Annotated in this window: 30 protein-coding genes; 29 read left to right on the top strand and 1 reads right to left on the bottom strand. The window is 42.9% G+C overall.

The window, feature by feature from the left end; all coding sequences use genetic code 11:
* Positions 1-17 precede the first annotated feature (17 nt).
* The 13 genes from M1F17_RS22480 to M1F17_RS22420 all read left to right on the top strand — a co-directional run bounded on the left by M1F17_RS22480 (position 18) and on the right by M1F17_RS22420 (position 12,113).
* Positions 18-1,001: a DGQHR domain-containing protein gene (locus M1F17_RS22480; protein ID WP_071979582.1), complete on the top strand. Its 984-nt coding sequence runs from the start codon at positions 18-20 to the stop codon at positions 999-1,001.
* Positions 1,002-1,003: 2 nt separating this feature from the next.
* Positions 1,004-1,888 (top strand): hypothetical protein, encoded by an 885-nt coding sequence (locus M1F17_RS22475; RefSeq protein ID WP_140172782.1) that lies wholly within the window; start codon positions 1,004-1,006, stop codon positions 1,886-1,888.
* A gap of 275 nt (positions 1,889-2,163) precedes the next feature.
* A complete protein-coding gene (gene umuC, locus M1F17_RS22470) occupies positions 2,164-3,345 on the top strand; it encodes a translesion error-prone DNA polymerase V subunit UmuC (protein ID WP_140172781.1) in 1,182 nt (393 codons plus the stop codon).
* Positions 3,346-4,018: 673 nt separating this feature from the next.
* Complete coding sequence (locus M1F17_RS22465) at positions 4,019-4,309, top strand: hypothetical protein (protein ID WP_140172779.1); 291 nt, start codon at positions 4,019-4,021, stop codon at positions 4,307-4,309.
* A 64-nt stretch (positions 4,310-4,373) separates the two neighbouring features.
* Positions 4,374-6,374: a ParB/RepB/Spo0J family partition protein gene (locus tag M1F17_RS22460; protein ID WP_140172778.1), complete on the top strand. Its 2,001-nt coding sequence runs from the start codon at positions 4,374-4,376 to the stop codon at positions 6,372-6,374.
* A gap of 41 nt (positions 6,375-6,415) precedes the next feature.
* A complete protein-coding gene (locus tag M1F17_RS22455) occupies positions 6,416-7,138 on the top strand; it encodes a plasmid SOS inhibition protein A (RefSeq protein ID WP_140172777.1) in 723 nt (240 codons plus the stop codon).
* 13 nt (positions 7,139-7,151) lie between these two features.
* Entirely contained in the window at positions 7,152-7,418 is a 267-nt protein-coding gene (locus M1F17_RS22450) for a hypothetical protein (protein ID WP_140172776.1), read from the top strand.
* A gap of 938 nt (positions 7,419-8,356) precedes the next feature.
* The gene (locus M1F17_RS22445; RefSeq protein ID WP_140172775.1) at positions 8,357-8,608 is read left to right on the top strand and encodes a hypothetical protein; all 252 of its coding nucleotides are present in this window, start codon (positions 8,357-8,359) and stop codon (positions 8,606-8,608) included.
* Between the two features lie 96 nt (positions 8,609-8,704).
* Positions 8,705-9,043: a hypothetical protein gene (locus tag M1F17_RS22440; RefSeq protein ID WP_140172774.1), complete on the top strand. Its 339-nt coding sequence runs from the start codon at positions 8,705-8,707 to the stop codon at positions 9,041-9,043.
* 90 nt (positions 9,044-9,133) lie between these two features.
* On the top strand, positions 9,134-9,376 hold the full coding sequence (locus M1F17_RS22435; RefSeq protein WP_140172773.1) for a hypothetical protein: 243 nt from the start codon (positions 9,134-9,136) through the stop codon (positions 9,374-9,376).
* Positions 9,377-9,420: 44 nt separating this feature from the next.
* Positions 9,421-10,227 (top strand): N-6 DNA methylase, encoded by an 807-nt coding sequence (locus M1F17_RS22430; protein WP_257468653.1) that lies wholly within the window; start codon positions 9,421-9,423, stop codon positions 10,225-10,227.
* Positions 10,228-10,690: 463 nt separating this feature from the next.
* Positions 10,691-11,170: an antirestriction protein gene (locus M1F17_RS22425; RefSeq protein WP_140172772.1), complete on the top strand. Its 480-nt coding sequence runs from the start codon at positions 10,691-10,693 to the stop codon at positions 11,168-11,170.
* Between the two features lie 76 nt (positions 11,171-11,246).
* Positions 11,247-12,113, top strand: coding sequence for an LPD29 domain-containing protein (locus tag M1F17_RS22420; RefSeq protein ID WP_140172771.1), 867 nt, complete (start codon positions 11,247-11,249; stop codon positions 12,111-12,113).
* A gap of 107 nt (positions 12,114-12,220) precedes the next feature.
* Here the strand turns inward: M1F17_RS22420 and M1F17_RS22415 are convergent, their stop codons facing one another.
* Complete coding sequence (locus M1F17_RS22415) at positions 12,221-12,667, bottom strand: transglycosylase SLT domain-containing protein (RefSeq protein ID WP_140172770.1); 447 nt, start codon at positions 12,665-12,667, stop codon at positions 12,221-12,223.
* A 473-nt stretch (positions 12,668-13,140) separates the two neighbouring features.
* On the opposite strand from M1F17_RS22415, the gene M1F17_RS22410 reads away from it, so the two are divergent.
* From M1F17_RS22410 to traU, 16 genes are all read left to right on the top strand, one after another.
* Positions 13,141-13,518: a relaxosome protein TraM gene (locus tag M1F17_RS22410; protein WP_140172769.1), complete on the top strand. Its 378-nt coding sequence runs from the start codon at positions 13,141-13,143 to the stop codon at positions 13,516-13,518.
* 232 nt (positions 13,519-13,750) lie between these two features.
* Positions 13,751-14,503 carry a hypothetical protein gene (locus M1F17_RS22405; RefSeq protein WP_140172768.1) on the top strand — a complete coding sequence of 251 codons (753 nt, stop codon included), beginning with the start codon at positions 13,751-13,753 and terminating at the stop codon, positions 14,501-14,503.
* 171 nt (positions 14,504-14,674) lie between these two features.
* A complete protein-coding gene (locus M1F17_RS22400; RefSeq protein WP_180359551.1) occupies positions 14,675-14,857 on the top strand; it encodes a TraY domain-containing protein in 183 nt (60 codons plus the stop codon).
* 232 nt (positions 14,858-15,089) lie between these two features.
* Positions 15,090-15,458: a type IV conjugative transfer system pilin TraA gene (locus M1F17_RS22395; protein WP_140172766.1), complete on the top strand. Its 369-nt coding sequence runs from the start codon at positions 15,090-15,092 to the stop codon at positions 15,456-15,458.
* An 18-nt stretch (positions 15,459-15,476) separates the two neighbouring features.
* The gene (traL, locus tag M1F17_RS22390) at positions 15,477-15,782 is read left to right on the top strand and encodes a type IV conjugative transfer system protein TraL (RefSeq protein WP_140172765.1); all 306 of its coding nucleotides are present in this window, start codon (positions 15,477-15,479) and stop codon (positions 15,780-15,782) included.
* 13 nt (positions 15,783-15,795) lie between these two features.
* Complete coding sequence (gene traE, locus M1F17_RS22385) at positions 15,796-16,365, top strand: type IV conjugative transfer system protein TraE (protein ID WP_140172764.1); 570 nt, start codon at positions 15,796-15,798, stop codon at positions 16,363-16,365.
* A complete protein-coding gene (locus tag M1F17_RS22380; protein ID WP_109913044.1) occupies positions 16,349-17,122 on the top strand; it encodes a type-F conjugative transfer system secretin TraK in 774 nt (257 codons plus the stop codon). Before traE ends, M1F17_RS22380 begins: the two co-directional genes overlap by 17 nt.
* Complete coding sequence (locus M1F17_RS22375) at positions 17,109-18,470, top strand: TrbI/VirB10 family protein (protein WP_140172763.1); 1,362 nt, start codon at positions 17,109-17,111, stop codon at positions 18,468-18,470. Before M1F17_RS22380 ends, M1F17_RS22375 begins: the two co-directional genes overlap by 14 nt.
* A 58-nt stretch (positions 18,471-18,528) precedes the next feature.
* Entirely contained in the window at positions 18,529-18,723 is a 195-nt protein-coding gene (locus M1F17_RS22370; RefSeq protein ID WP_140172762.1) for a hypothetical protein, read from the top strand.
* A 6-nt stretch (positions 18,724-18,729) separates the two neighbouring features.
* The gene (rfaH, locus tag M1F17_RS22365) at positions 18,730-19,221 is read left to right on the top strand and encodes a transcription/translation regulatory transformer protein RfaH (RefSeq protein ID WP_140172761.1); all 492 of its coding nucleotides are present in this window, start codon (positions 18,730-18,732) and stop codon (positions 19,219-19,221) included.
* Between the two features lie 219 nt (positions 19,222-19,440).
* Positions 19,441-19,674, top strand: coding sequence for a hypothetical protein (locus M1F17_RS22360; protein WP_140172760.1), 234 nt, complete (start codon positions 19,441-19,443; stop codon positions 19,672-19,674).
* Positions 19,675-19,871: 197 nt separating this feature from the next.
* Positions 19,872-20,435: a type IV conjugative transfer system lipoprotein TraV gene (gene traV, locus M1F17_RS22355; protein WP_140172759.1), complete on the top strand. Its 564-nt coding sequence runs from the start codon at positions 19,872-19,874 to the stop codon at positions 20,433-20,435.
* A gap of 1 nt (position 20,436) precedes the next feature.
* Positions 20,437-23,148: a type IV secretion system protein TraC gene (traC, locus tag M1F17_RS22350; RefSeq protein ID WP_272663195.1), complete on the top strand. Its 2,712-nt coding sequence runs from the start codon at positions 20,437-20,439 to the stop codon at positions 23,146-23,148.
* Positions 23,124-23,549, top strand: coding sequence for a type-F conjugative transfer system protein TrbI (gene trbI / locus M1F17_RS22345; RefSeq protein WP_272663194.1), 426 nt, complete (start codon positions 23,124-23,126; stop codon positions 23,547-23,549). Before traC ends, trbI begins: the two co-directional genes overlap by 25 nt.
* A gap of 9 nt (positions 23,550-23,558) precedes the next feature.
* The gene (gene traW, locus M1F17_RS22340) at positions 23,559-24,191 is read left to right on the top strand and encodes a type-F conjugative transfer system protein TraW (protein ID WP_272663192.1); all 633 of its coding nucleotides are present in this window, start codon (positions 23,559-23,561) and stop codon (positions 24,189-24,191) included.
* Positions 24,188-25,183 (top strand): conjugal transfer pilus assembly protein TraU, encoded by a 996-nt coding sequence (gene traU / locus M1F17_RS22335; protein WP_272663190.1) that lies wholly within the window; start codon positions 24,188-24,190, stop codon positions 25,181-25,183. Before traW ends, traU begins: the two co-directional genes overlap by 4 nt.
* Positions 25,184-25,190 lie beyond the last annotated feature (7 nt).

The raw sequence follows: 25,190 nt of genomic DNA, 5'->3' as shown, positions 1-25,190 counted from the left end.
GAAAAAGGACTAAATTGATGACTCAAATTAATAAAATGGCATTCAGCATAGGTAATGATGATATTGATTTATACCTTACGGCAATGAAGGCTAGTGAAATTTTGCAAGTTGCCACAGTTTCTCGAGTAGATGAGGATGCACAAAAGGGGTATCAGCGTCATTTGTCAGAACCACGAGCTAAGCTGATCGCGGAATATTTAGATTCAGGGAATCTAATCCCAGGGGCCGTAATTCTGAGTGCTCAAGAAAACTCAGTTATATCATTCAGTAATTCTGAATTATCGATGGAACTGATTCCTAACTCTTTATTCGTTATTGATGGTCAGCATCGATTATATGGCGCTCATTTGGCAGAGCAAGATATTGAACTACCCGTGTGTATTTTTAAAGGTTTAGAACACACTAACGAAGTTCAATACTTTATAGATATAAACTCTAACCAGAAAGGCGTGCCTAAAACACTTCGTCTTGAGTTGTTAAAGTTTTTGGCTGAAGAGGACTCGCTCGATGCTGTTAGAGCCCGATTATTCGATGAGCTTGGAAATGAGCCTGATTCTCCCCTTTACGGAAAACTCAGTGCAACCTCTAGTTCTAGAGGTAAAATCTCGCATGTTCCATTTCAAGCAGCCTTAGACCCTATATTGAAAGTTCATCCATTATCTAGCTTGGCTTACGATGATAAAAAACGTCTATTATCAAACTATACCTCCGCTGTACAAGGTGTTCTTGAAAGCACATTAGGGAGCAGCGAAAAGCTAACTACAGCAGCATATTTTGAAGCTGTATTTAGCATCTTTGGACAAGTTTGCGGCCTTTCAATGATGTATTCAAAAAGCTACTCTGCCTCCGCACTAAAGGAAGTCTTAGAAGGTTTAAAACCATTCAACTTTGCTATTCATACAGGCACAAACCGTGATGCTATCAAGAAAATGAGTGATGAAATGCAAGAGCTAATTGAAATTCATAGCCACAAACTTGGCTCGGTTCAAGATTTGTTTTAATCATGATCAGTTCTGAAATATCAAAGGAAGTATTAGGCAGGCTTACTTCACTGGGATTCCAAAGAAGTGATAAGCCATCAAGTTATTCGATGGCTAATAGCTTCAAAAAAGCCCTAGTTAGCTCTATTGTCGATATAGATGTTCAAGTGATCAACTCAAGCCGCCTTGAGGTTACCATGCCGAAGAGTGACTATCTAAATGCAATTCTAACGGACTTTCACTTTGGAAAAGTTCGTGTAGAAAACCAAATTAAACACTTAACTGAACAGGTTAATGGTGATCTACAAGCTGCATGGTGTGTTGTTACAACTTATTATGCTTGCTACTTCATGTGCAATGAGATTTCAAGGATTGCAGGAAAATTCATAACCAACCTGACAGAAGAAGATCAAACCCGATTATTAAGTGCAGCTCAAGCAGGTACATCATCGATGTTTAACATTGATGGCCCAAGTAGCTTTGCTGTAATGGCTTCTCAAGGTAATAATTTTAATGAAATTAAACTAGATATCATTAAAACGGGAGCTAGACCTCATCAAGTCGCTTGGACAAATGTAAGTAGCCTAATCAATCCTATAAAAGTATCGGATAAACACAATACAGCATGTCAACTGCTAAAGGATATTGTATCTTCATCTAATGACAGGTGGGCTTTACCTAGCGCAATTAGAAATGAGTGGAACTACAGTGCACCTAGTCTTTATGGAGATTCTGGTACTGATATTGGAAAGAATTTTTTATCCCTTATGAAGCAAGGGTCTTCAGTTAAGTGGGCTTCAAAAATAGGTATTCAACCCCATGAAAATAACCGTGTTGCTGCGTTAGCATATGTATATGATTGCTTAAGTGGTGCGTATCAGTTGATCGATGGGCGCTTAAACAGTTGAAGCAAACCAATATTGGCCATTGAGCGGTTCAGTAGTTTTGAATACCCTATCAGTGAGCACCATCATCAAAGCGAGTGAAATTTCCATACTTTATCTAATTCATGTTTTTCTAAATTAGCTAAAATGCAACTCAGAAATGTCCAGAAGTGAGTTGTGTGGTGTCGAGTGGAGATTGTACGATTAAGCCCCTAAGTAATTAGTCCGTCAGTCTCCCTCGGTAATCAAATTAGTACATCTTAGCGATCAAATTGGTAAAAAATTAGACATGTAGATGAATGCCCACCTTAAAAAATAGACAGCGGGTTGGGCAGGGGGATTTTTCTGGTGTTAGACGCCAGCAACCCATGCGGCAGAATGGTTGCTCACTTACTCGCCTATTTTTAGCGGGAATTCTTAGCCAACTGTACCCGCTTTATGCCGATTTTAGTAACCGGTTTATGGCGGTAGTCGCTCAAATTGTGCCTCAAATTGAGGTTTACAGTATTGACGAATGTTTTTGTAACCTGACAGGCATGGATACGTTGTATTCCTGGCATGAGCTTGGCCATAAATTAAAAGAGGATGTATTCCGGTGTGCTCACTTGCCTGTAGGAGTGGGGATTTCCAGTACCAAAACGCTAGCTAAACTCGCAAATCACGCCGCCAAAACATGGAAAAAAACAGGTGGAGTTGTCGATTTAAGTGCGCCCAGTCGTCAGAAAAAACTCATGGCACTCGTGCCAGTAGGGGATGTTTGGGGAATTGGCCGTAAACTGGCAAAACGCTTAAATCAAAGTGGGATAGAAACTGCCTTGGATTTAAGTCGGCTGCCAACGTCCCAGGCGCGTAGACTGTATTCCGTCGTTTTAGAGCGAACGGTACGAGAGTTGAACGGGGAGTCCTGTCTTCAGCTGGAAGAAATCGCACCCGCCAAGCAACAAATTATTTGCTCTCGTTCGTTTGGCCATAAAGTCATGGACTACGAGTTAGTTCGCCAATCAGTGTGCGCATTTGCCGAACGTGCAGCAGAAAAACTACGTGAAGAAAAACAGTATTGTCGGTTAGTCACATTGTGGGTACAGAGTAGCCACTTTTCCCATCATGACCCGTACTATTATCGACAAGAAACCCAAGCCTTGGTTTATCCTACCCAAGATACGCGCGAGATTATTCAGGCGGCTGTCGCTTTGTTTGACCGACTTTGGCTTCCGAATGTGAAATACAGTAAAAGTGGGATATTGCTCAGTGAGTTTACCCCTTCAGGGCAAGTGCAACTGAATTTGTTTGAAAGTGGCCATAGTTTTCGTAAAAGTGGTGAGTTAATGCGGACAATTGACCGGATTAATCGAGGAAAAGGCGCTATCTGGTTTGCAGGCCAGGGAATACAATCGCAATCCGCTTTATGGAAAATGAAGCAGCAATTTCTATCACCCCGCTGGACAACTCAATTGTCGGATATTCCCATCGTAAAATGCTAATCATCAAGTGATGCTTTTTTAAACAGCTCTGATATTCATTCATTAATCAAACCATTATCCTTGTTATTAACAGGGCTATTTCAAGTTATCCACTGATTTTGTGGATACGCCCATTTTGAGTTTTGGGGCAACGGCTTTATTTTGGCGTTGAGCCAGTATTAAGCCGAACGCCGGATTGACCCCATTTACACACAGTTGGCGCAGGTTCCCCGTACACTCTCGTTCTCGCGCCTGTTTGGGGCGCGCTCACTGGCTCGCCAAATGTGGAAAATGGGGACAACCGGCTTGAAAGGTCAACCGCTGCGCCTTTTACCGTTTTCAACGTGGCGCAAAGGGCAGGGGTGCAGCTCCCTGCGGGACCGCCCCTGGTTCACTGCTTAGCTGCGCTAAGCGTTAATGGCGACTTGCCGTTCGCTTCTCTCGCTGCAAGTCGGGTGCTGCCATTTTCATCACCTGTGTGATTAATCTTTCATCGAGCCCCTCCGCTTGGCCTAAAACATAGCCTCATCTCGTCATACAGCAAGCGTAAAGTGCACTCCACCAAAATTCTTGTCGCTGCGCTTTCCAACAATTTTGTCTCCGCCCTTGCTTCCTTCCTCGTCTCGGCTATGTACGGCCTTTGCAGCGGAGGAACTCGACGAAAGAAATCATTAATACAAAGGAGGATTAAAAAATGTCATCACATCAAAACCTTGCAGCTCCAGAATCTAACGAAAGAAGGGTTAAAACCCCACTGACGCATGAGCAGAAAGCGGATTTATTGCATTACATTGCGCCATTAACACGGTTATTGGAGTTATTCGAGGGGGGTATTTCACCGGAGTTATACGACGAAGAAATCACGCTGCACAGTGATGCGTTCGATTCCAACAGTATTTTTATGAAAGACGGCTATCCGATTGGCTTTAGTGACAATTTAAACAACATGTTCTATCTGCGTCCTGAACTGATTCAGGCTTCTTAGGTACTAAGGGAGTTCATGAGCCTCCCTTAGCAAAGACACATTAAAAACAATAGAGGTATCAATTATGTCTACATTAGAAACTATCATTAACCCGAAACAACGTAAAGCGAAAAAAGGCACAAAATCCGCACAAGCCGACGCAATTTATCAGGCGTTGGACAGCATGGAAGCGCATGTATTGCCGTTATCGGTATTGGTACAGAGTGAACTCAATGTCCGTAAACGCCCAGTCGATGAAAAAGCCTTGTCAGAACTGGCAGACAGTATTCAAGCGGTCGGGGTGTTACAAAACTTGGTGGTTTACCCGATGGACAATGACGTCTACGGGGTTGCAGCGGGTCAACGTCGTTTACTGGCGTTACAACAATTGGTGACAAAAGGGCATTTAGCGTCGAGTTTCCCTGTGCCTGTCAAAGTGGTTTCAGAGTCCGATGCGCTGATTATTTCCCTGACGGAGAACAGCCAACGTGAAGCCATGCATCCAGCCGACCAACTTCATGCGTTTATCGAGCTACAAAAAACAGGAAAAAATGCGTCTGAAATCGGTGACTTATTAGGGTTTAGCACTCACCACGTGAAAAAATGTCTGCGTTTAGCAAACATGGCGCCCGAGCTATTAGCCGAATTGGATGCGGACAATATCACCCTAGACCAGCTGCAAGCGTTAGCCGGAACCCCTGACCATGACCGCCAAGTCATGGTGTGGAACAATGCAATAGGTTGGAAAAAAGAGCCACGTTACTTACGAGAAGCGGTCGAAGAAACCAAAACCCCTGTCGAAAATAATCGATTGGTGAAGTTTGTTGGGTTGGATGCCTACGAGCAAGCAGGGGGAACCCTTGAAATTGACCTCTTTACCGAAGCCGGATTTATTGAAAATGCCCCATTATTAGAAAAATTAGCACTCGATAAACTCACTGTCTGTGCGGAACTGTTAGCGGATATTGAGGGTTGGCAGTTCGGTATTGCACGTTTAGAGCGTCCGAGTTTTTACGGTAATGACGGGGAAACCTTGTCTATTAGTCATGCACCCGAGGCGGTCATTTCCCCTGAATTTGCGGATTTACTGGCTGAATTGCGTGCTCGTGAAACAGATTTACGTCAGCAATCATGGGAAACGAATGATGAAAATGAACAAGCTGACCTTTGCCAAGCCGTGGCAGACTGCGAAAAGCAAATCGAAGACATTAAAGATCGTACCAAAAATCAGGCGTGGACAGCCGATGGAAAAGCAACAAAAGGCGTAGTGGTCTACCTTGACCGTGATGGAGAACCCTGTGTCATCCGTGGCGTCATTGACTTAGCACAGCAAGAGTCACAGTGCAGTGAAGTGGAAAGCGAAACTGAAAGTGTGAGTGAGCAATCAACGACTCTAGTTGAGACGGTTTCTACCTACAGCGCAGCGTTGTGCAAAAGTTTGTCCTCAGAGCGCACCTTAGCGGTTCAAGCGGCATTAACACAGCACCCGAACGTGGCACTGGCGATTTTGGTTCATGATGCGTGCATTCAGGTGTTTGGTTCAGGGTATGCCAAAACCGCGTTTAACATTAAGTTTTCATGTACTCAGGAGGAGTTACTCAAAAATGCCCCGACCGCCCAAGACAGCGAAGCATTGCAATTAATCAATACGCAATTTGAGTCATGGTCAGCCCGTTTCCCCGAAGGGTGGCAATCCGATTTTTCATGGTTGTTGTCATGGGAGCAAGCGGATTTAGTCGCATTACTGGCATTTTGTTCCGCGCAAACCCTAAGTGAAGTGAACCATCATGCTCCGCACGATAACACGTTAGCTAAAGCCTTGCGTCCAATTGAACAGGTGATTGCTTTTGATTTTCGCCAGTGGTGGCAGCCAACCAAAGCCAACTTCTTTGGGCGTATAAGTAAAGACCAAATCAGCGATTGTTTAGCCGAGGCTGGCGCATCAGATAAAGCCCTTGAAGCCGTCAAAATGAAAAAAGGGGATGCCGCTGAGTTAGCTGAAAATACCCTTAAAGAGTCGCATTGGTTGCCGAGCTGTTTTCTCGATGCAAACGCTGACTCTCACCACACCGATAACGCGCAATAATCAACATGGAGACACTGCCCGAAAGGGCAGTGTGAATAATCATGACAACTATTCCAAACCATTTAGCCCTTGTGCCTTTTAATGACCGTCAATATGCCGCTGCAAAAGCCATCCTTTTTGTCGAAGATAAAATGCAAAAAGGGCAATACCAAAAACGATTTCCCTATGCGAGCGCGTTAATTCGCATTTTTACGGGGAATAAAGGGTCAATAACCGCAAAAGATTTGCACTATACATTGGTGTTATCTTTCGATGATAAACGTGAAATGCCGTCAAAAAATCGCTATCTTGCCGCCCTTGATACGTTTATTCAGTCTCGTGGTTATATTTGTCCGTTGCCGTTATGTGATCATCATGTGCGAGATTTTTTTCCTGAGCTGGATTACCGCGACCGTGAACGGCAGGGGCGTAAAATTCAGTCTCAAGTCCAAGTTGTGAGCCGTGCCCGACAAAAAGCCCAAATAAAAGCGCAGCAACAGTATCAAAATCGATTAGCTCAAGCTGAAATTGAGTTAGCCTTTATTACCCCCAGTGAGTTTAAATCGTGGTACAACCGGTTTAATCATGATGGGATTGAAGAGTATGATTTGATTGAATTGCTTGTAAACTGGACGACGCGATTTAACAATTTAAACTTGCGAAAATACCTTGATTTTGCCCCGTTGTGGTCGGCGCTCTTGGATTTCAATGACGATATCGATACCCGATCATACGGTGAGCAATTACTGGATAATTATGCCATTCCCAATAAATTAATCGGTTAAAAGGGTGTTGACGATGAATGAATGGAATGTGGTTTTACTCGAAACTGAAGACAGTTTGGTGCTAATGATGCGCGGTGAGCACACAAAAGAAACGGTCGTTAATTCAGCAATTGCCGCGAATGAAATTTCACAGAGTGACCGCGAAACGTGGTTAGCCTGTGAAGATATCAACGTGGGCTATTACAAGGCGGTGCCTAGAGAAGGGTATGCCACCTATTATTATCCTGTCAGTCAGGACGTTAAAGGGGCGTTTTTAGCAACCAGTCTTGTGCTATTTTAAGGTTGAGAGCCAATTAGTGAGTTGATGATGCAATTAAAAAGCAAACAAACACAATGTGTTCATTGTTATTACAATGGCACCTTTTTATCTGCTGCATAATACTTCGGGTCAGGTGGGTGTTAATGATGCCTTTAATGGCGAGATGACGGATAACAGTACACAGTTGGATGGTATGCGATTAACCTCCCTGAAAACTGTCTATTGTGGGGAGTGTCATCGACCTTTATGAACCGTTGAAGAACGAAAGCAATAAAGGGCTGTTCGGGTAAACCCGAACAGCCCTTTATCTCTCAAAAAACGAGGATAACCCGCTAGTCTTTGCGTTTGAGATCCGTGGGGTTTGTTAAAAAAAATGAGATTTTACTGAGGTTGCGATTGCGTATCGTTATTTTTATTTGTAAAAACAATGAGATGAAGATTTTTGACAAAAATTTAAATCAAAATTCATTTATCAAAAAAATACAATAACCCCTTATGGGTTCCTACGGCAGCTCGACTTCTTCGAGCTGTCGCCTACACTTCAACGCCATTCGTAAAACGAATGGGTTTCCGCAGAGCCGCAAGCGTCTCTGTCCTTCGGATAGCAAGCGAAACCTAACTGCACGGCATTTCGTGCTTCGCACGGCCGTTAAAGACGCCACGCGTTGCGTGTCGGCCGATTGCCTCCTCACCCGACGGTTATTTTCTTACTATCAGCCCATTCGCTAGGGCTATTGATTACGCCCTTAAGCTCAAGAACTTGCAAGGGTTCGCTTCGCCGCGTTGCGCCCCTGCAAAACCTTTCCCTTGAGGGCTTCATCGCCCTTGCCGCGACTGAACTGACAGTAAGATGAATTAACACTTTCAAAGAGAACTACGAGGCCATCGGTAAACGTCAACACCGCCACGCCAAAACCTCCAGAAAGATGAGTTAAAAGCCAAAAACAAGGAGTATCAACATGAATTATCAAATTTTTATTGCGGAAACCCATAAGAAAAATGTGACAGGGCAAACGGATGACGTTTATCACTTCAATTCCATTGCTGAATTCTTCACTTTTCTGAAAAAAACGAAATTCGCGGAAAAAATGAACATGAATTACCAATATGCCTTAACCGATGGAACAAAAAACACCGATTTAACTTACCGCGAAATTGAAAGCGCCAACCACCTTAAACCGTTTAAAAAACAGGTTCGCCAATACCGTTAAAGCGACCTATTGAATAGCGCGAAATCGTAACGCGCTATTCAATATCGAGCCAGTTCGATATTGAACCAACCACTAAATCATAAAAGGAGAAACAGTATGTATCACGCATTAGAGCAGTACGAAACAGACAGTTACCAAGAAACCCAAAGCGCGGAAATGATGTATTGGATAGGACGTGAACAAGCGGCTAAAACTGCCCCGACAGAAATCACCTTAATGCAATTTATGGATGCATTATCCGTTATGCCCCCGTTGGATTGGCAAGGCAATAACAATACTGAGTCCTTTAAATTGCAAGAGATGTTTTTGGGGAACGTGACTGACATTTTTGTCAAAGTGGACGGGCGCTATTTCACGTTTAGGGATGTATCAACGTTATCTCACGCGCAAATTATTTCGCGTGTGCGTTGTGCTGGATTACTAGCGCAACAATGAAAAAAGCAGGCTTGCGCCTGCTTAATCCGTGCCTTGAGCGACTTTAGCGTAGGAACTCAAGGTATTCACCCAATCAAAGGAGTAAATCCGATGAATACAAATATCATGGCATACGCTGCCAACCCTGTAAAGCCCCAAATGCCCGTTGCGTCAAAACGTCGGGTCATGCGTCACGATATCGCGATTAGTGATATTGAGCCTACCTATCGGGCAATGGCGCGACATATCGACAAACAGCTTAAACGCAAACAGCCCGTTCGCATCCCTGCAATGAATAACCATTGTTTGGGGCAACTCTTGCGCTGTTTGGAACTGCGTAAATCGTGGATTTAAGTTAACTCACTGCCCCTTTTCAGGGGCAGTTTTGGAGCGTCGATATGTCACAATTGAGTTTTTTTGATGTAGATTTAAGCCAACCTGTAAAAACCCCCAGTCCTATCATTTCAGGCTCACCCAATAAGATAGACACAAAGACAGACAAAACAGTCGAAAAAGCAACCCTAACAACTAGCACCAAGTCAAAGCGAGATTTTCACACCGAGTTTATTCAATTGTTTAATCAAACGGCACGTTATCACAGTCGCTTAGACGTGTTTCGGGATTTTATTCATGTTGCCGCGATTTCATTAGAAAACAGCGTGAAACAGTGTCCTGAGTTGGAGCAAACTTACTTTAACGTGATTGCGCGTTATGAAAGAGCCGATTTAGATGTGTTCGCCAAATTAATGGCAATTTGTGTTAATGCCTTAGACCAGCAAGCCACCGATTTTTTAGGGGCGGTGTTTATGTCCCTTGAGTTAGGCGAAGGGGCATGGGGGCAATTTTTTACCCCATTTCATATCAGCCAGCTAATGGCAAATCTTATCATCGGTGATTGCAGCACTATAATTGAAAAAAATGGCTATATCAGCGTGTCCGAGCCAACGTGCGGGGCGGGCGGAATGGTGATTGCCTGTGCCAATTCTGTGTTACAACAAGGTTACAACCCACAAATGCAAATGATCGCAGTGTGTACCGATATTGATGAGGTTGCCGCCCGAATGTGCTACGTCCAATTGGCATTATTGGGAATCCCTGCCATTGTGAATATTGGTAACAGTTTAACGCTGGACGTTCGTCAAACGCTATATACCCCGATGTTAATGTTAAATTCATTTCGCTTTAAATCCTTTTTAACAGCCTAATTCACGTTATTTCAAGGGGATTTATTCCCCTTTTTTGCGCATCGGCTTAATCCTGGCATCGAGCCAGGCTCAATCCGACAACGTCAACCCCTGCGCCTTTTTACGCTGACGCGTGGCGCAAAGGACAGGGATGCAAGCTCCCTGCGGGAGCTGCCCCTGATAAACCGCTTAACGTTGTTAAGCTCAAAGGACGCCTTGCGGTTCGATTCTCTCGCCGCAAGTCGGGTTGTGTCATTTTCAGCTACTGTGTTGTTAATCTTTCGCCAAGCCCCTCCGCTCGGGCTTAAACATAGACTCAACTCGTCATCCAGCAAGCGTAAAGTGCACTCCAGCAAAATTCTTGTCGCTGCGCTTTCCAACAATTTTGCTTCCGCCCTTGCTTCCTTCCTCGTTTCGACTATGTACGGCCTTTGCAGCGAAGGAACTCAACGAAAGAAATCATTAACCCAAAGGAGACACTAAAATGACTCAACAACAAAACCTTGCAGCTCAAGAATCTAACGAAAGAAATGGAAAAGACCAAATCGTTATCACGACAATTGAGGTGAAGAATGCTCAAGCTCGTTTAAAATTTTTACCTTCAAAATTAGGGCGGTACTGTATTGCCTTTGAAAATGCAATCTATAACTGGATGACTCGGAACGCCGTAGCCTATAACGGCGGTTATTGGGATTTTTATACGTTGTCGAATGGCGGTTTTTATCTGCAACCGACAAAAGGCTATATGCTCACTTCACCGAATGGATTTATGGACGATGTAAGTGCTCAAGAAGCAGGAATTATTGTCACTTTAATGATGTTAAGTCATTTTTCATTTGTGACCTATGAAAAAGAGCATCACGAAGATTGTGAGCGTATTTCTGCTTATTTTCATCAATTACGGGATTTTATTTTCACATTATCCCCTGAATCACAAACCAAAATATTAAACGCCATTGATTAAGTCTATCACGCGCAAGTCTTAGGCTTGCGCTTAATTGAACACCATCAATCAATAAATCAGAAAAAGGTAAATGAATATGGAACAGCAAACATTATTATCGGTTGGTCAAGTGGTTTACACTAATTTATATAATCTCGGCAAGGGGGTTATTGTTAATATTCATGGCGAGCAAAAACCACAAAGTATAAAGAATATGTATAATGTTATGGTCACAGGGGGCAATGCGGAATTTGATATCGTATTCTTTAATGGGAATAAATCAAATCGTTTACCGGAAAGTATTTTCCACGGCGTACAATGGAAAATTGAAAATGAAACGGTTGAACAAGAAACCATTAAATCATTAATTGAAAAAGCTGAGGCACATGAACAAGCAGAAAAAGCCGAAGAAGAACGAAAGATAAATGAATTTAAACAAGGTGTCGAATTCCAAAAAAACAACACAGAATATTCACACTTAACACAGATAACCTCTAATTCAGATAAGAAAGTCAAAATAGTCGGTAAAAATATCCGTGCTGAGTTAAAAAAACATTTTCCAAAAACAAAATTTTCAGTACGTAAACAGTATTACAGTTCTTATCATGTAAATTGGACAGATGGTCCGACAGTGGAGGAAGTCGAATCTATAATCAATAAATATGAAACATCGCGTTTTGATAGTTATACCGATTATCATTATAGTGAAACATCACCTTTTAACGTAGTTTATGGTGGTGCTGATTATGTTTTTACACATCGGGATTACAGTGATGAAATAATCGCATTGGCTATCAAATCATTGATTGATAAATATGGCGAGTCTTATGAGTTTGATACCGCGCTAATGACGGTTGAAAATTATCATCAAGGAATATTATACAAAATAGGACGAGAACAAATTATTGGGAATGATGGGATAGGTGGAGAAATTGGTCGAGTATTAAGAAAAAACAGTTATTAAAGAAAGCGCGCCTAAAGGCGCGTTTCTCGTTTTAATACTAAACCACATGCATTACTTAATATTAAACGTGATTATAGCGTTAAAAATAGAAAGTAAAAGGAGTAAGTTTAGTTATTTTTTTTAATGTTAAGATAAATGTGATAGACCTCAAGCGCATATTGATTTCTTTTTTGTTCTTGAGCCTCGGATTTTTTTAACCCTGCATTATAAGCCCCCACACCTTTCCAAATATCCCCTTGTATGCGAATAAATTTCGCGAGATAAAATGCACCCGTATAAATATTCATGCATGGGTCTTGCCTTAAATGATTTTCTGTAATGCCATACTGGGCTAATTCATTAAAATTTTGTGAATGAATTTGCATTAATCCAATCGCGTATCGTGTCGATGATGCTTGATTAATTGCATTCGGTTGGAATGAACTTTCACGAAAGGCAACCGCGCGTAATAAATCAGGGTCAATTTGATAATCTTTTCCTGCTTTATCATAGCAATCAAACGAAAATGAAAAAGGTGAGAAAATTAACGCAATGAGAATACAGATCATTCGCATATAAACCCCATAAAATAATAAATACGCTTAACTCAGAATCGCCCATTTTAATTAAAAAATAAAGCACCATTTAAATGCAAGCCAAAAGAAAGGAGGAGCAATAAATACGCTCCTCTGAAAGAAAGACATCACACCCCACGCAAAATTTCATTTTGCAAGAATTTATCATTAAATCAGGGTGTTAATTAAAAATAAAGCGGTGAAAATTTTAAAAATCTTAGTGTTAAGCCCATTACTAGCCCACCAATAGCGTCTATATGTGGGCTAAATAGATGCACTCTGTGTGTATTGCTAATAATATCAAATATATACAATTTTTCACTAAAATTAGTGGGCTAATGGTGGTCTATTGTAATATACTGTTTATATGTCATTTATTTTTCATGATTGTATTTGGTGGGCTATTTGTGGGCTGTGTGTTAATTGACCGTAGCCCACAAATAGAGGCTAGTAAAAACTAAGGAAATAAAAGAATGCCACGTCAACATATATATATGAAGCAAAAAACGTTAGATGGAATTCGTAATATTGTGGATAAACGAAAAAACGATGGTGCTGATGCAAACATTTCCAGTGTTGGCTCTGAATTACTGGATATTGGATTGCGCGTTGTTGAGAACTTAGAAAAAGACAAAGAAGGGGATGATGGTTTATCTTTAGAGGAGCGTTATAAAAAACAATTATTGGAAGAGGTGACTAAATCACGTCAATGTATTCAAATTTTATTCAAAATGATGTTTGATTTAGAAGAAATAAAAAATGATAATCGATATAACTATCGAGAATATATTGAAGATTTTAAAAACAGAACTCAATCAATATTAGATGAGTATTTTCCTGATAGCAATTAAAAAATGGTAATGTAAGAGCGAATATAAGGATAACTTAAAATAGCTTATTTACATTACGTGAATCTAATCAAATAGCGAGTAAAATAGGATATATTTTTATTAAAATAAAAATATATTAATTGATTTAATTATTACTAACATGGTATATTTAGAATAAATAGAATCACCCAATAATCGAGTTACAGCTCGATTATTGGGCTAATCAAATAACCCCACAGTTAAGGACGGTTAAATGACTACCTTCAATAATATTGATCCGCAATGTGGATCTCAAGTGATTTTTGATATCATTTATCAATTTAATGATAAACGTCTCTTTTATATCCGTAATAGCCAACATGATATCACTCATGTCAGTGATGATTTCTGTCAGATGGTTAATATTCCATCAAAATCACCTCTTCTTTTGAAAAACTTTCCCAAATTAAAAAAATTAGAGGCTTTGGAGAAACAAGTGATCACTAACAAAAACAGCAAATCACTTTTTTTCGCCTATAAGCTTAAATCTGAATTTTATTATCTTTTTTATGTTCATATTAAATGTATATCATTTAATGATAAAAACTACACAATAACAACTTTCAGCAAGTTTAGTGATTTCTTTAGCCATGAAACTATTTTTAACACAATTAATATTGCTGATGGTTTTTTTGTTGATGATGGTTTCCCAATTGACAATTATAATAATATTAATCCTGTTTCTTTAACTGTGAATAATGAAACAAAGAAAGAAGAGAGAATATCTTGGCATATTATTTGGCTTTTTTTAACAGGAAAGTCTATTAGATGGATTGCCGAGTTTAGCCATTTAAATAAAAAACAAGTTGAAAACTCATTAAATAAATATTACACCAATTCAGGAGTTTTAAATCAAAAAAATTTGCGAGCAATAGCCAGGAAATATGGATGGTGTAATTATATTGATAAAAATACGGTAGAACTTATTAATTTTCGCTTAAGTGAAGATGGAAAGATTTTAATATAGAAAAAGTTAGATTTAAATATTTTATTTTTAATTATTTATGGTTTTATATGCTTTTTAGGGGTGTTTTTGTGAATATCATCACAATCACCCCCCTTTATTTGGGACAGCTGTCCCAAGACATTGATTTTTATTTGTGTAATATAAATTCAGTCCAAAGGGATGGGTAAGGATATGAATGCAAACAAACATAAAAAGATTAGTGTTGATATTAGTTTAGTAACAGAAGAATGGTTAGTTAAAGCAATTGAATTATCTGGAAGAACTAAAAAAGAAGAAATTAGGATACGTCTTGCTCATAGCTTAAAAAACATTGAAAAAATAGATGATAATTATTGGGAAATAATCTCAGCCTAATTTTTTTTGATTATATAAACTGTTAAATAAAAAGACAGCGGGAAGACTTTGCCATTAAAAATGGATTTGTCGGGCTGGGGCGGTAGCGCATTTAAATTAAATGAATTTTTATCTCGCTTTATTTCTTTGAGATTAACGAAGGAATAAAGCGAGCTAAAAGCTCAGAAGTTATTCGAAACTCTTTAGGAGTTTATTTTGAAAATACTGAAATATCTATTAACAAGGAAAACGTATGAGTCAAATTGCTATTGAATCACCGGTAACAAAAAGAAAAGGTATTTTTGCACGAGCTTGGAATTCACTGAATTCTAAAGTCGCTAAATCGCTGTATAAATATGTTGCTTCACCATTACTCTTATGGATGGCCGCACGTGGCTTCGCACAAGCCGCCGATTTAGCGGCCGCAGGGGCAGAGGATGCAGGCGATACCTTCGGTGAAGGGTCATCGGTGATGTACTACATCATGATCGGTGAAGCGGTGTTGGTATTCTTAGCCTTTATGCGAGCACAAAACCCCGCGTTACTCCTGCTCATTCCTGTTTTCATTGTGGGAACTAAAATCGTCTTTGGTTTAATCGAAGCACCATCAACAGGCGGTTAATGGATTAGGAGTTGGATGATGGAAAACGAACGTGCCCAGCGATTCATTTTCCCTCAGACGTTAACCGAGCAAGGCGGTATTCTTCCATTACCCAATGATGAAACCGCCGTTCTACTAGGCCCCATGTTATGGGGCTTTTATGACGGACATTACATGACTGGCCTTGTGGTTGGTACGTTGCTCTGGTATGCCCTGAGGTACTTCAAAAAAGGGCGGGGAAGTCAGTGGTTACTCAATGCCTGTTATTGGTACTTACCCGCTTACTGCTTTAAAAGCATTTATAAATCTCTCCCTGACTCTGCGTTCAGACTTTATTTAAAATAGGAAGGAGGCTGCCATGAAACTGAGCGCAGCTAAATCCGCCACGAAATACACCTCGTTATTGTTTATTACACTGACCTTTATGTTAGGCCTCAGTTTGACAGGTAATATTTTCGCGTGGCTGAGATTAGATGATTTACTCAATAGTCGACAAGAAACGTATATCCCGATGTTTTTTGATACCCCATTTACCTTAACGCGCTCGCATGCGGATGCGAACTACCTTGAATCCGTCGCACAGTCGTTACTTTTTTTACGCTATAACGTCAGTCCGGAATCAGTGAAAGCAAACCATCAATCGTTATTACGGTATGTAGCCAAAGAGGCGCGACCTGAAATGCAAGATGTGTTGGCGGTCGAAGCCAAAGAAATCATCAATAACAACGTCACCTCGGCATTTTACATGACCAAAATGGAAGTCTATCCCGCTGACGGCATTATTGATATTCAAGGTGAGCTAAAAACGTGGATAGGTAAGCGCGAATCGTTACCTGAACATAAAAAATTACGGTTGCATATCAAGTATGTCAATGGAATTAGTGAAGTGATCAGCTTTGAGGACATTATTGATGAAGAAAAAAAGTAATCCGATAAAGCTTCTCTGTTTAGCGTTAGCATTTTGTGGTTTTGTCTCGACAGTGCGTGCCGAACCAACAGCGCAGTTGCCAACCCAAATTCCGGTGTCTCCGGATTCACAAGTGAAGGTGGCTTTTAGCAACAGTGAACCGAATATGTTGGTTGTGCCAGGTGACAGAATTGTGGCCATCGACAGTGCTCAAGGCATGTTTATCAATGGCAATCAAAAAGGGGCAACAGGTGTTGCGAATGGGGGCGTGGTATTAATGACCGCGCAAACTAAGCCCTTTACGTTTTACGTCAGAACGGCAGGGGGCTTAACGGTGTCGGTTGTGGCTGTTCCGCAAAAGCGTGATGGTCGCGTGTTGCAGTTTATCTCCAATCAACCGGCACAAAGTGCCGTCGCTAAACGTTGGGAGAGGGCTTTACCGTATCCACGTGTCTTGGTTGAAATTCACAAAGCGTTACTGAACCAACAAACGCCGAATGGGTTTATTCCTGCGCCTGTGACGGCTTTACCGTCATTCGCATTACCGTCAGCCTATCGGGTGACAGCAAACAAAATGTGGAATGGGGGAGAGCTACGGGTATACCAACTGGATGTGATGAACACCAGCGCCGTCTCACAACCGCTAAGTGAGCGGTTGTTCAATCAGCACAATGTCCGCTCTGTGGTTATCTATCCCTATAGCGATACTGTGTTGGCGGGTGCCACAGCAACGGTCTGGTTAACCGTTAGTAATGAGGTTGAAAATGGCAAATATTAATGTTCGTGCAAAGCGAAAACAAACGGCTCTGTTTGTGTTATTGGCCTTGGGATTAACGGGGATTGGTGGCGCAGCTTGGTACATGAGCTTACCTTCGAAGCCAAAAGCGGCCGCAAAACAATCGCGGCCTGCCCCCAATATGACAGGCGTCGTGACATCATCCTTTGATAAGAATGTGGGAAAATCGGCGATGGCCGATTTGCAATCCACGGCCTCTCAAATGGATAAGCAAATGAAGCAAGTGAACGCCCGTATTGCGAAACTGGAACAAGAAAACCGTGCGTATCGCGATAAAATTACTGAGCAGGATAAAGAATTAACTGCCTTAGGTGAAGAACTCACGAAAATGGGAAACGATTTCATACACGGTAATAGCAATAACGGTTTGCCACAACCGCAGCAACTGCCCGTAGGAACACTACCCACACCGAATGCACAAGCCAGTCAGCCAATCATTCCGCCGCCAACGGCATTTTATCAAGGGGGGCAATATCCAGTCGGGCAACCACAAATTAATGTGAATCCCGTACTAAAACAAGGTTTATCCTCGATGACGATTGAGTATGAGGATGAGCAGGAAAACACCGATTTACCGGATTTGCCCTACATCCCATCAGGCAGTTTTGCCAAAGCGATGGTGATTGAAGGGGCTGATGCGAATGCGTCTGTGACGGGAAACAGTAATCCCTCTCCAATGCAATTTCGGTTAACGGGTAAACTGATTATGCCGAATAACGAAGAGTATGATTTAAGTGGTTGTGCCGTTACCGCTGGGGTGTATGGCGATATTTCCAGTGAACGCGGATTGGTGCGTACCGACCGACTGTCTTGCAAACTGTTTGGTCATACCATCGATATGCCCTTTAAAGGCCACGTCTCTTTTATGGGGAAAAATGGGATTAAAGGCGAGCCGGTCATCCGAAATGGTGAGTTAGTCGGCTACGCCTTTGGCGGTGGCTTTCTTGAAGCGGTCGGTTCCGGTTTTTCAAAAGTGGGTGATAAAACGGTGGGTATTGGTGCCAGTAGCACAACCACGATGGCCGATGTGGCACGCGGTGGTGTCGGTGGCGGTGTACAGCAATCCGGAAAAATGTTGTCGGAATATTTCATTAAACGTGCTGAGCAATACCATCCGGTTATTCCCATCGGGGCAGGCATTGAAATTACGGTGGTGTTCCAGGAAGGTTTTCAGTTGAAGTTTATTGAACAAATGAAGAAAGCCAAATCGCAAAAACAAGCGGGGAACTCGCTGGAAAACTCCATTAATCAAGGTATCACCGTTTCAAAACAAGCATTAGAGCGGATTTCTTTAGGGGATGCCGTCCCCGCTGAGACTATCCCACAGTAACCGAAGTCCTTTCAGTATTTATTCTTAATTTTCATTGTCATCATTCAGGTACAGCCCAATGCAAAACCGAATTCGTCAGCTAAAAAAGCGGATGCGTTTGAGTTCGTTACTTATGACGCTCATTACGATTTCTCCGGCCGCGTTATTTGTTTCCCATCATGTGAGTTGGGACTCGGTCATCTTTTTAGCGATTTACAGCGGGTTAAGTGTTTGGGTTGTACAAATCCTGAGTGCTGACCATCAACTAAAGTGAGTCATCATGGAAAAGTGGTATTTATTATATTGTAAACGTGACCAGGTTTTACGCGCGATTGAGCACCTTGAGCGTCAAGGGGTGACTGTACATAACCCAACCTACAAAACTGAGAAAATGGTGAGGAATCGCCGTAAGAAAGTGATGGAGCCGTTATTTCCCAATTATTTATTTGTGAAGTTTGATTATGAAGTCATTCACTTTTCGACGATTGGCTCGACACGTGGCGTGAACTACTTTGTCCGCTTTGGTCAGAACCCCGTGGTTGTACCTAATGAAGTGATTGCGACACTGGTTGTACCTGATTTCGTGAAAGAGATGAGTGATAACTTACCGCAAAAAGGGGATGAAGTCGTCATTACGGACGGTATTTTTGTGGGTATTCAAGCGATTTATAACGAACCCGATGGGGAAGCACGTTCGGTATTACTTCTTAAAATCCTCAACAAAGAAGTTCCCAAAGTCGTCGATAACCGCAGCTTTGAAACCATTAAATAACAGGCTAAGGGGGCAGGTAGTAATGGAATCAATGACTTTTCCGATACTTGTGATTGCCATTATATTCTTAGGGTTAGCACTAAATGGGGCTATCCGTGCAGGTGAAGCTAAATTTGGAATACCCCTAAAATCAGTGTAATACCCGAACAATGCGAAGAGAAGGATTAAATTCATTTCAGCCATCGGGTTCGTTTTCTCAAATTATCAACAGGATTAATAATGGATATACAGTTTAAAGATTTTACGATAGATGGGGTTATTATTTCTAATTTAAAAAGTGTTAGGCGTGACCGACGGCTAATGAATGATGAAATGAACCAATGGCTAAATGAAAATAATATAACCGATATCATTAATATCGAATCCTTGGAATATGAGGTCCCTCCAACTATTGGAAGCCTTGGTGGTGTTAAATTTCACGGGTTTAGGCTTTGGTATAAAATCATCAAGTAACGTCTTTCGTTTAAATTCAAATTCCTAGAAACTCACTTGTCTCAAAAAGTACATGATTATCCGTTAATTAACCGTATTTAATTAAATGGTTATGAATAAAAATATTTTTATTCGTCACTGAATAAGCGGCGACACAAATTCATCGTTATTTCTCCACAAAACACTTCTTTTTGTCATTCATTTATAAGGTTCATTTTATGAAAAAATTCCTAATTCTAGGCGCATTAACCTTGCTCGCCGGTTGTACAGCGGGCATGAAAGATTCCTTTGATTGTAATGCCACCGCGCAAGATAGCTGCATGACGATGGAAGAAGCCAATCAAAAGGCAGCACAGCAAAATTTCACGTGGAACCATCCTGCTAATGGGGAGGGCATATCCCAAAAGCGAGTCGAACTGCCGCGGTTAGCACCGTTGGCAACCCCGACTGTGCCAGTTGTGACAACCGCGTCTCCAGCTCAGTCTGTTCGTACTGTGGTGCAGGATAATCGCGCTTCTTCACAAAATGTGGGGGCATTAGGTGCATTCAAGCCTTCATCCGCATCCGTTAAAAAATCCGTGCCATCCAATACACTACCCCCCATTCAACACACGGCACAAGCCTGGGCGAGTTGGAGTGATATTGGTATGGCACCGCCTCAACGATTACCGACCACGACGGCTCGCTTATGGATAGCCCCGTGGATAGATGAACAAGATAACCTGTATCAGCCTGCGGTTGTCTCTTTTGTGGTGAAAGATGGTCAGTGGAGAGTCCAGTAACATGAATGAAAAACCGTCCTTAATCGATAAGCTGCTTGCCCCGTTTCTCCCCAAGTCAAAAGACATTGTGTTTGATGACGAGCCCGAACCGGTATCGTTGCAAGAAGCGTTATTCAAGAACTTATTTACCGCATGGCGAGAGCCGGATGGAAGCAAAGGGGCGTCTGAAGCCTTGGACAATATGGATTATCCTTCCTTTTGCAGCGTATTACCGTATCGAAATTATGATGCGAAATCTGGCCTGTTTATCAATAAAACCACCATTGGCTTTTTATTAGAGTGTACGCCACTGGTGGGCGCGAATGAAAAAATTGTCGATGCGCTGGATTACTTTCTACGCAATAAGCTCCCGCGTAAAACGCCATTAACATTCATGTTATTGGGCAGTAAGTGCATCAGTGAACAGTTAGGCTATGGGCTAAAAGACTTTGGGTGGCAAGGGGAAGAAGCGGAGAAATTCAACCATATCACGCGTGCCTTTTACGAGCGTGGTGCTTTGGAAGGGCTGAATAATAAGCTCAATCTGCCGTTATCGCTACGCAATTACCGTTTGTTTGTGTGTTATGCCGAAGAGCATAAAAAAGCCGATGCACTCACATTACAAAAAGTAAATCAAACCCTCAGTATTGTCATGGAGTCCTTGGCTGGCGCCTCCCTGCACTGTGAGCAAATGGATGACAAAGGATTACTGCAACTGGTACGTGAAATCACTAACTTTCGACACGATCAGATTGCGTTATCAAGCAGTGAAGTTGACCCGTATGAGTCGCTCAATGACCAGTGCGCTGACCGTTCGATCAACGTTGAAATTCGGCCCGATGCTATTCATCAGTCGTTATCGATGGAAAAAGGCCAGAAAAGCAAAACGCGTATCATGAATTACATGCTGGAGAAAAACCCAACACAATTCGCTTTATGGCAAACGGGCGATAACTTGAGTAATTTGCTTGATCCTGCATCCAGTGTGTCTTGTCCGTTCGTCATAACCGTGTCCGTGTATGTTGAAGATTTGGTGAAAACCCAAAACGAGGCCAAGAAAAAGTTTATCACCAATAATAGTCGGGCTAACTCTAAGTACATCAATTGGGTGCCTGGCGTAAAGCGTAAAGCTGAAGAGTGGGGCGCATTGCGTGAAGAGCTGGACGCCAATCAAACCGCTCTCGCGCGTTACAGTTACGGTATCTCCTTATTTTGTGAAGACGATGATGATAAAGCGTTAAAAGCGGAAATGGCATTGATGAATACCTACACCACTAATCGCTTAAAGCTATGCCCAACAACGTTTATGCAATTACGTAACTATTTGGCGCTGTTTCCTTTTGTCATGCAAGAGGGGCTTTGGGGCGATATGGTGCGTTCAGGCGGCACACTTAGAGCGAAAGCCTTTAATGTTGCCAATTTATTGCCTGTGGTGGCCGATAATCGGATTTGTCAAAAAGGTTTACCTATCCCGTCGTATCGGCACCAACTCTCCTTTCTCGACATTTTTGAGCGGGGTTCAGGTCTCGGTAATGACAACTTTAATGCGGCGGTGTGTGGGACGTCAGGCAGTGGTAAATCATTCCTCATGCAAGCGCTGATCCGTCAAGTGCTCGATGCAGGCGGTTGGGCGTATGTGCTAGATATGGGGGATTCCTATAAAGAGCTGTGTCACAGTCTTGGGGGCGTCTATGTCGATGCTCGCGACCTTAAATTCAATCCGTTCGCGGGTGTCGTCGATATAAAAGAGGCCGCGGAAAGTATTCGTGACCTGCTCATCGTATTGGCGAATCCTTCGGGCGATATGGATGATGTGTCTAAATCTATCCTACTCAATGCCGTTCAAGATGTGTGGGAAGGGAAAGCGCCAAGCAAGCGTAAAGGCAATCAAGTCCTGATTGATGATGTTCACGATTACCTTAAAGCCGAAGTTGATTTGGGCTACTTTGATCCCCAAAGTACGGTCCAAAATAAGATGCAAGAAATCATTGTGGCATTGAAAAAATACACTACCAAAGGGTTATATGGGGCGTATTTTAATAGTGACAAGCCGGCACTGAATGAGCAGGTACGCTTTACCGTACTGGAAATGGGCGGACTGCAAAACAAGCCTGACCTGTTAGCCGCCGTCATGTTCTCGATGATGATCTTCATTCAGCAACGAATGTACTTAACGGCGCGCAGTATCAAAAAACTCGCGGCCATTGATGAAGGTTGGAAGCTACTGGATAACAAGAGTAGCTTTGTCGCCGACTTTATTGAAAGCGGTTATCGAACTGCCCGTAAATACGGTGGCTCTTACATTACCATCTCACAAGGGATCGACGATTTTGACGGCGATGGTGCCAGTACTGCCGCGAAAGCCGCGTGGAGTAACTCCTCCTTCAAAATTATCTTGCGGCAAAACATGGAAGCGTTCCGTAAATACAATCAGAAGAATCCCGACCAGTTCAATCCTGTTGAACGCGCCATTATTGAAGGGTTCCCTGCCGCAGGGGATGCACACTTTAGTGCCTTTATGCTGCGAATTGCGGGGCGCTCCTCATTCCATCGGTTGGTAACCGATCCGATTAGCCGGGCATTGTACTCAACCGATGGGGATGACTTCCAATTTCGTGAAAACCGCATGGCGGAAGGACTGTCACAACAAGCGGCGTTATTGGCACTGGCTAAGCGCAAATTCCCACAAGAAATGGAGACCTTATCCCAATGGCAGAGTCAAACACGACATTAGTCGATAAGGCAGTCAAAACGCCTGCACGAGGCATGAGCCGTCGTCGCAAAGAGTGCTTAAAAGCCATGAGCTTTTTTATGGTCATTGCCGTGGTGCTGAGTTTCAGTATTTCGGTATTTGTGGTGCGTTGGCTTGCCCCCGTTACCGTCACTTTCGACATGACAGGCACAGTCAACCAGTATCAGCAGCAAATGGCCATGCAGTTTAACAGCGAAAACCCATTGAGCGAACAGCAAATTGCAGATGCCACTCACCGTTTTCAAATGGCGCTCAGTGACAGTTTATCCGAGTACCAACAGTCACATCAGGCCCTGATTTTAGTCACGCCTGCGGTGGTGATGGGCGCGGAAGATATCACGGTCGATATTCAAGCCGCGATTGCAGACAAAATGGCGCAATAAGGAGGGAAAATGAAGCGAATACGGCAGTCTACACTGGCAGTCTTGTTTTGTTTACCTTGTCTTGTTACCGCCAAAGATCTCGGTGTCTGGGGGGATGTGTACCCCGTTCAAGAGCAAAGTATGTTGGACTTTATCCAGGGGCGGTTAAAGCAGATGGAGGGCACGGGGGAAATCGCGCAGATGCAGCAGGATTTTAAAGATCGCGTGATTGAAAATACCCTGCGTCCACCGCCTGTGGATTGGCTCAGTACGGATACTGAAGCACACACACTGTGGTACGACCCGACGTTTACGGTTCAAGGGGATTATGCCGATCACAATGGCGTGGTGTTTGCCCGCCAAGGCGACAAAATAAACCCACTCAGTCACGTGGCACTCGGGCAAACCCTGTACTTTTTAGATGCGGATGATCCGCGCCAAATCGCGTGGATGAATGCACAGCAGCCCGCGACCTTGCGTTATAAAGTCATTTTAACTAACGGCAATATCAAGGAGGCCACACAGGCGCTGAATACGCGTGTGTTCTTTGACCAAGGGGGCAGTTTAAGTCATCAGCTCGGGCTTCAGTATATTCCCGCAGTCGTCACACAAGAGGGCGACAAGCTCAAAATCGTCTCGGTGGCGATGCAGGAGGTGCGATGAATAAATTTACCCGTTGGCTATTGAGTGTGTGTGTCCTTGGCTGTGTGAGCGTGACAATGCCAGCGAAAGCCGATGTGATGTGTGAAGGGAATTTTGTTAATCCGATCACCGATATTTGTTGGGATTGCCTGTTTCCGATGACCATTGGTAATGTCCCCGTTTTCCCTGGCGTGGCACCGGATACAGAAAACCCTTCGATGCCGATACAGATTTGCCCGATGGGAATTTTATACCGCATTGGTCTTGCCATTGGCTATTGGGAGCCCTTTGCCCTAACGGATGTGACGCGTTCACCGTATTGCATGGTGAATTTAGGCGGCTTTAACATCAATGTCGGTAAAATGGGCGGGGGCAAAGGTACGCAAAATGACCCTGCCACTCAAGGGGCGTTCTACCATGTGCATTGGTACAAATACCCGCTGACCTATTGGCTCAATATCATTACCTCGGCAGGCTGTTTAGAGCGCGGGGATATGGATATCGCCTATTTGTCGGAGTTAGATCCCTTGTGGAATGACAGTTCGTTGTCGTCGATTATTGCCCCTGAAGCGTTTGTGTTTGCCAATCCTATCGCGCAAGGGGCGTGTGCTGCGGATGCGATTGCCAGTATTGGCAGCAAGCCCTTAAATGCGCTCTTTTGGTGTGCGGGTTCTCAAGGCAGTATGTATCCGTTTACGGGGTATACGGGGAATGAATTTAGCCCACAGGCTTCCTCGGTTCTGCTGTCTGAGCGCATGGCGTTTAAATTACATCGGCAAGGGTTGGTGATGAACAGCGTTGGGAAAAATCAGGAGGTGTGCTACACCTATCCGTCCCCGATTATCCCGAAAGACCGTTATCGCTATCAAATGGTGAATATGTACCCGGATACCGCGCAATGTCATCCTTTTGGTCGGTCCGTGATGCGCTGGCAAACGGGGCATGCCTCACCCAACAGTCGTAAAAACTTCGGTTATCTCATCTGGCGTAAACGTAACTGCGTTTTCCTCTAACACGAGG

The sequence above is a fragment of the Providencia sp. PROV073 genome, from assembly GCF_033688125.1.
Classification (GTDB): Bacteria; Pseudomonadota; Gammaproteobacteria; order Enterobacterales; family Enterobacteriaceae; genus Providencia; species Providencia hangzhouensis.
The sequence above is the reverse complement of the archived record's forward strand: the minus strand, read 5'-3'. Positions and strand labels throughout refer to the sequence as shown.

Bases quoted from the DNA above. Each gene is read 5' to 3' on its own strand.
- M1F17_RS22480 (WP_071979582.1), top strand. From the start codon at position 18: ATGACTCAAATTAATAAAATGGCATTCAGCATAGGTAATGATGATATT.
- M1F17_RS22475 (WP_140172782.1), top strand. From the start codon at position 1,004: ATGATCAGTTCTGAAATATCAAAGGAAGTATTAGGCAGGCTTACTTCA.
- umuC (WP_140172781.1), top strand. From the start codon at position 2,164: ATGCCCACCTTAAAAAATAGACAGCGGGTTGGGCAGGGGGATTTTTCT.
- M1F17_RS22465 (WP_140172779.1), top strand. From the start codon at position 4,019: ATGTCATCACATCAAAACCTTGCAGCTCCAGAATCTAACGAAAGAAGG.
- M1F17_RS22460 (WP_140172778.1), top strand. From the start codon at position 4,374: ATGTCTACATTAGAAACTATCATTAACCCGAAACAACGTAAAGCGAAA.
- M1F17_RS22455 (WP_140172777.1), top strand. From the start codon at position 6,416: ATGACAACTATTCCAAACCATTTAGCCCTTGTGCCTTTTAATGACCGT.
- M1F17_RS22450 (WP_140172776.1), top strand. From the start codon at position 7,152: ATGAATGAATGGAATGTGGTTTTACTCGAAACTGAAGACAGTTTGGTG.
- M1F17_RS22445 (WP_140172775.1), top strand. From the start codon at position 8,357: ATGAATTATCAAATTTTTATTGCGGAAACCCATAAGAAAAATGTGACA.
- M1F17_RS22440 (WP_140172774.1), top strand. From the start codon at position 8,705: ATGTATCACGCATTAGAGCAGTACGAAACAGACAGTTACCAAGAAACC.
- M1F17_RS22435 (WP_140172773.1), top strand. From the start codon at position 9,134: ATGAATACAAATATCATGGCATACGCTGCCAACCCTGTAAAGCCCCAA.
- M1F17_RS22430 (WP_257468653.1), top strand. From the start codon at position 9,421: ATGTCACAATTGAGTTTTTTTGATGTAGATTTAAGCCAACCTGTAAAA.
- M1F17_RS22425 (WP_140172772.1), top strand. From the start codon at position 10,691: ATGACTCAACAACAAAACCTTGCAGCTCAAGAATCTAACGAAAGAAAT.
- M1F17_RS22420 (WP_140172771.1), top strand. From the start codon at position 11,247: ATGGAACAGCAAACATTATTATCGGTTGGTCAAGTGGTTTACACTAAT.
- M1F17_RS22415 (WP_140172770.1), bottom strand. From the start codon at position 12,667: ATGCGAATGATCTGTATTCTCATTGCGTTAATTTTCTCACCTTTTTCA.
- M1F17_RS22410 (WP_140172769.1), top strand. From the start codon at position 13,141: ATGCCACGTCAACATATATATATGAAGCAAAAAACGTTAGATGGAATT.
- M1F17_RS22405 (WP_140172768.1), top strand. From the start codon at position 13,751: ATGACTACCTTCAATAATATTGATCCGCAATGTGGATCTCAAGTGATT.
- M1F17_RS22400 (WP_180359551.1), top strand. From the start codon at position 14,675: ATGAATGCAAACAAACATAAAAAGATTAGTGTTGATATTAGTTTAGTA.
- M1F17_RS22395 (WP_140172766.1), top strand. From the start codon at position 15,090: ATGAGTCAAATTGCTATTGAATCACCGGTAACAAAAAGAAAAGGTATT.
- traL (WP_140172765.1), top strand. From the start codon at position 15,477: ATGGAAAACGAACGTGCCCAGCGATTCATTTTCCCTCAGACGTTAACC.
- traE (WP_140172764.1), top strand. From the start codon at position 15,796: ATGAAACTGAGCGCAGCTAAATCCGCCACGAAATACACCTCGTTATTG.
- M1F17_RS22380 (WP_109913044.1), top strand. From the start codon at position 16,349: ATGAAGAAAAAAAGTAATCCGATAAAGCTTCTCTGTTTAGCGTTAGCA.
- M1F17_RS22375 (WP_140172763.1), top strand. From the start codon at position 17,109: ATGGCAAATATTAATGTTCGTGCAAAGCGAAAACAAACGGCTCTGTTT.
- M1F17_RS22370 (WP_140172762.1), top strand. From the start codon at position 18,529: ATGCAAAACCGAATTCGTCAGCTAAAAAAGCGGATGCGTTTGAGTTCG.
- rfaH (WP_140172761.1), top strand. From the start codon at position 18,730: ATGGAAAAGTGGTATTTATTATATTGTAAACGTGACCAGGTTTTACGC.
- M1F17_RS22360 (WP_140172760.1), top strand. From the start codon at position 19,441: ATGGATATACAGTTTAAAGATTTTACGATAGATGGGGTTATTATTTCT.
- traV (WP_140172759.1), top strand. From the start codon at position 19,872: ATGAAAAAATTCCTAATTCTAGGCGCATTAACCTTGCTCGCCGGTTGT.
- traC (WP_272663195.1), top strand. From the start codon at position 20,437: ATGAATGAAAAACCGTCCTTAATCGATAAGCTGCTTGCCCCGTTTCTC.
- trbI (WP_272663194.1), top strand. From the start codon at position 23,124: ATGGCAGAGTCAAACACGACATTAGTCGATAAGGCAGTCAAAACGCCT.
- traW (WP_272663192.1), top strand. From the start codon at position 23,559: ATGAAGCGAATACGGCAGTCTACACTGGCAGTCTTGTTTTGTTTACCT.
- traU (WP_272663190.1), top strand. From the start codon at position 24,188: ATGAATAAATTTACCCGTTGGCTATTGAGTGTGTGTGTCCTTGGCTGT.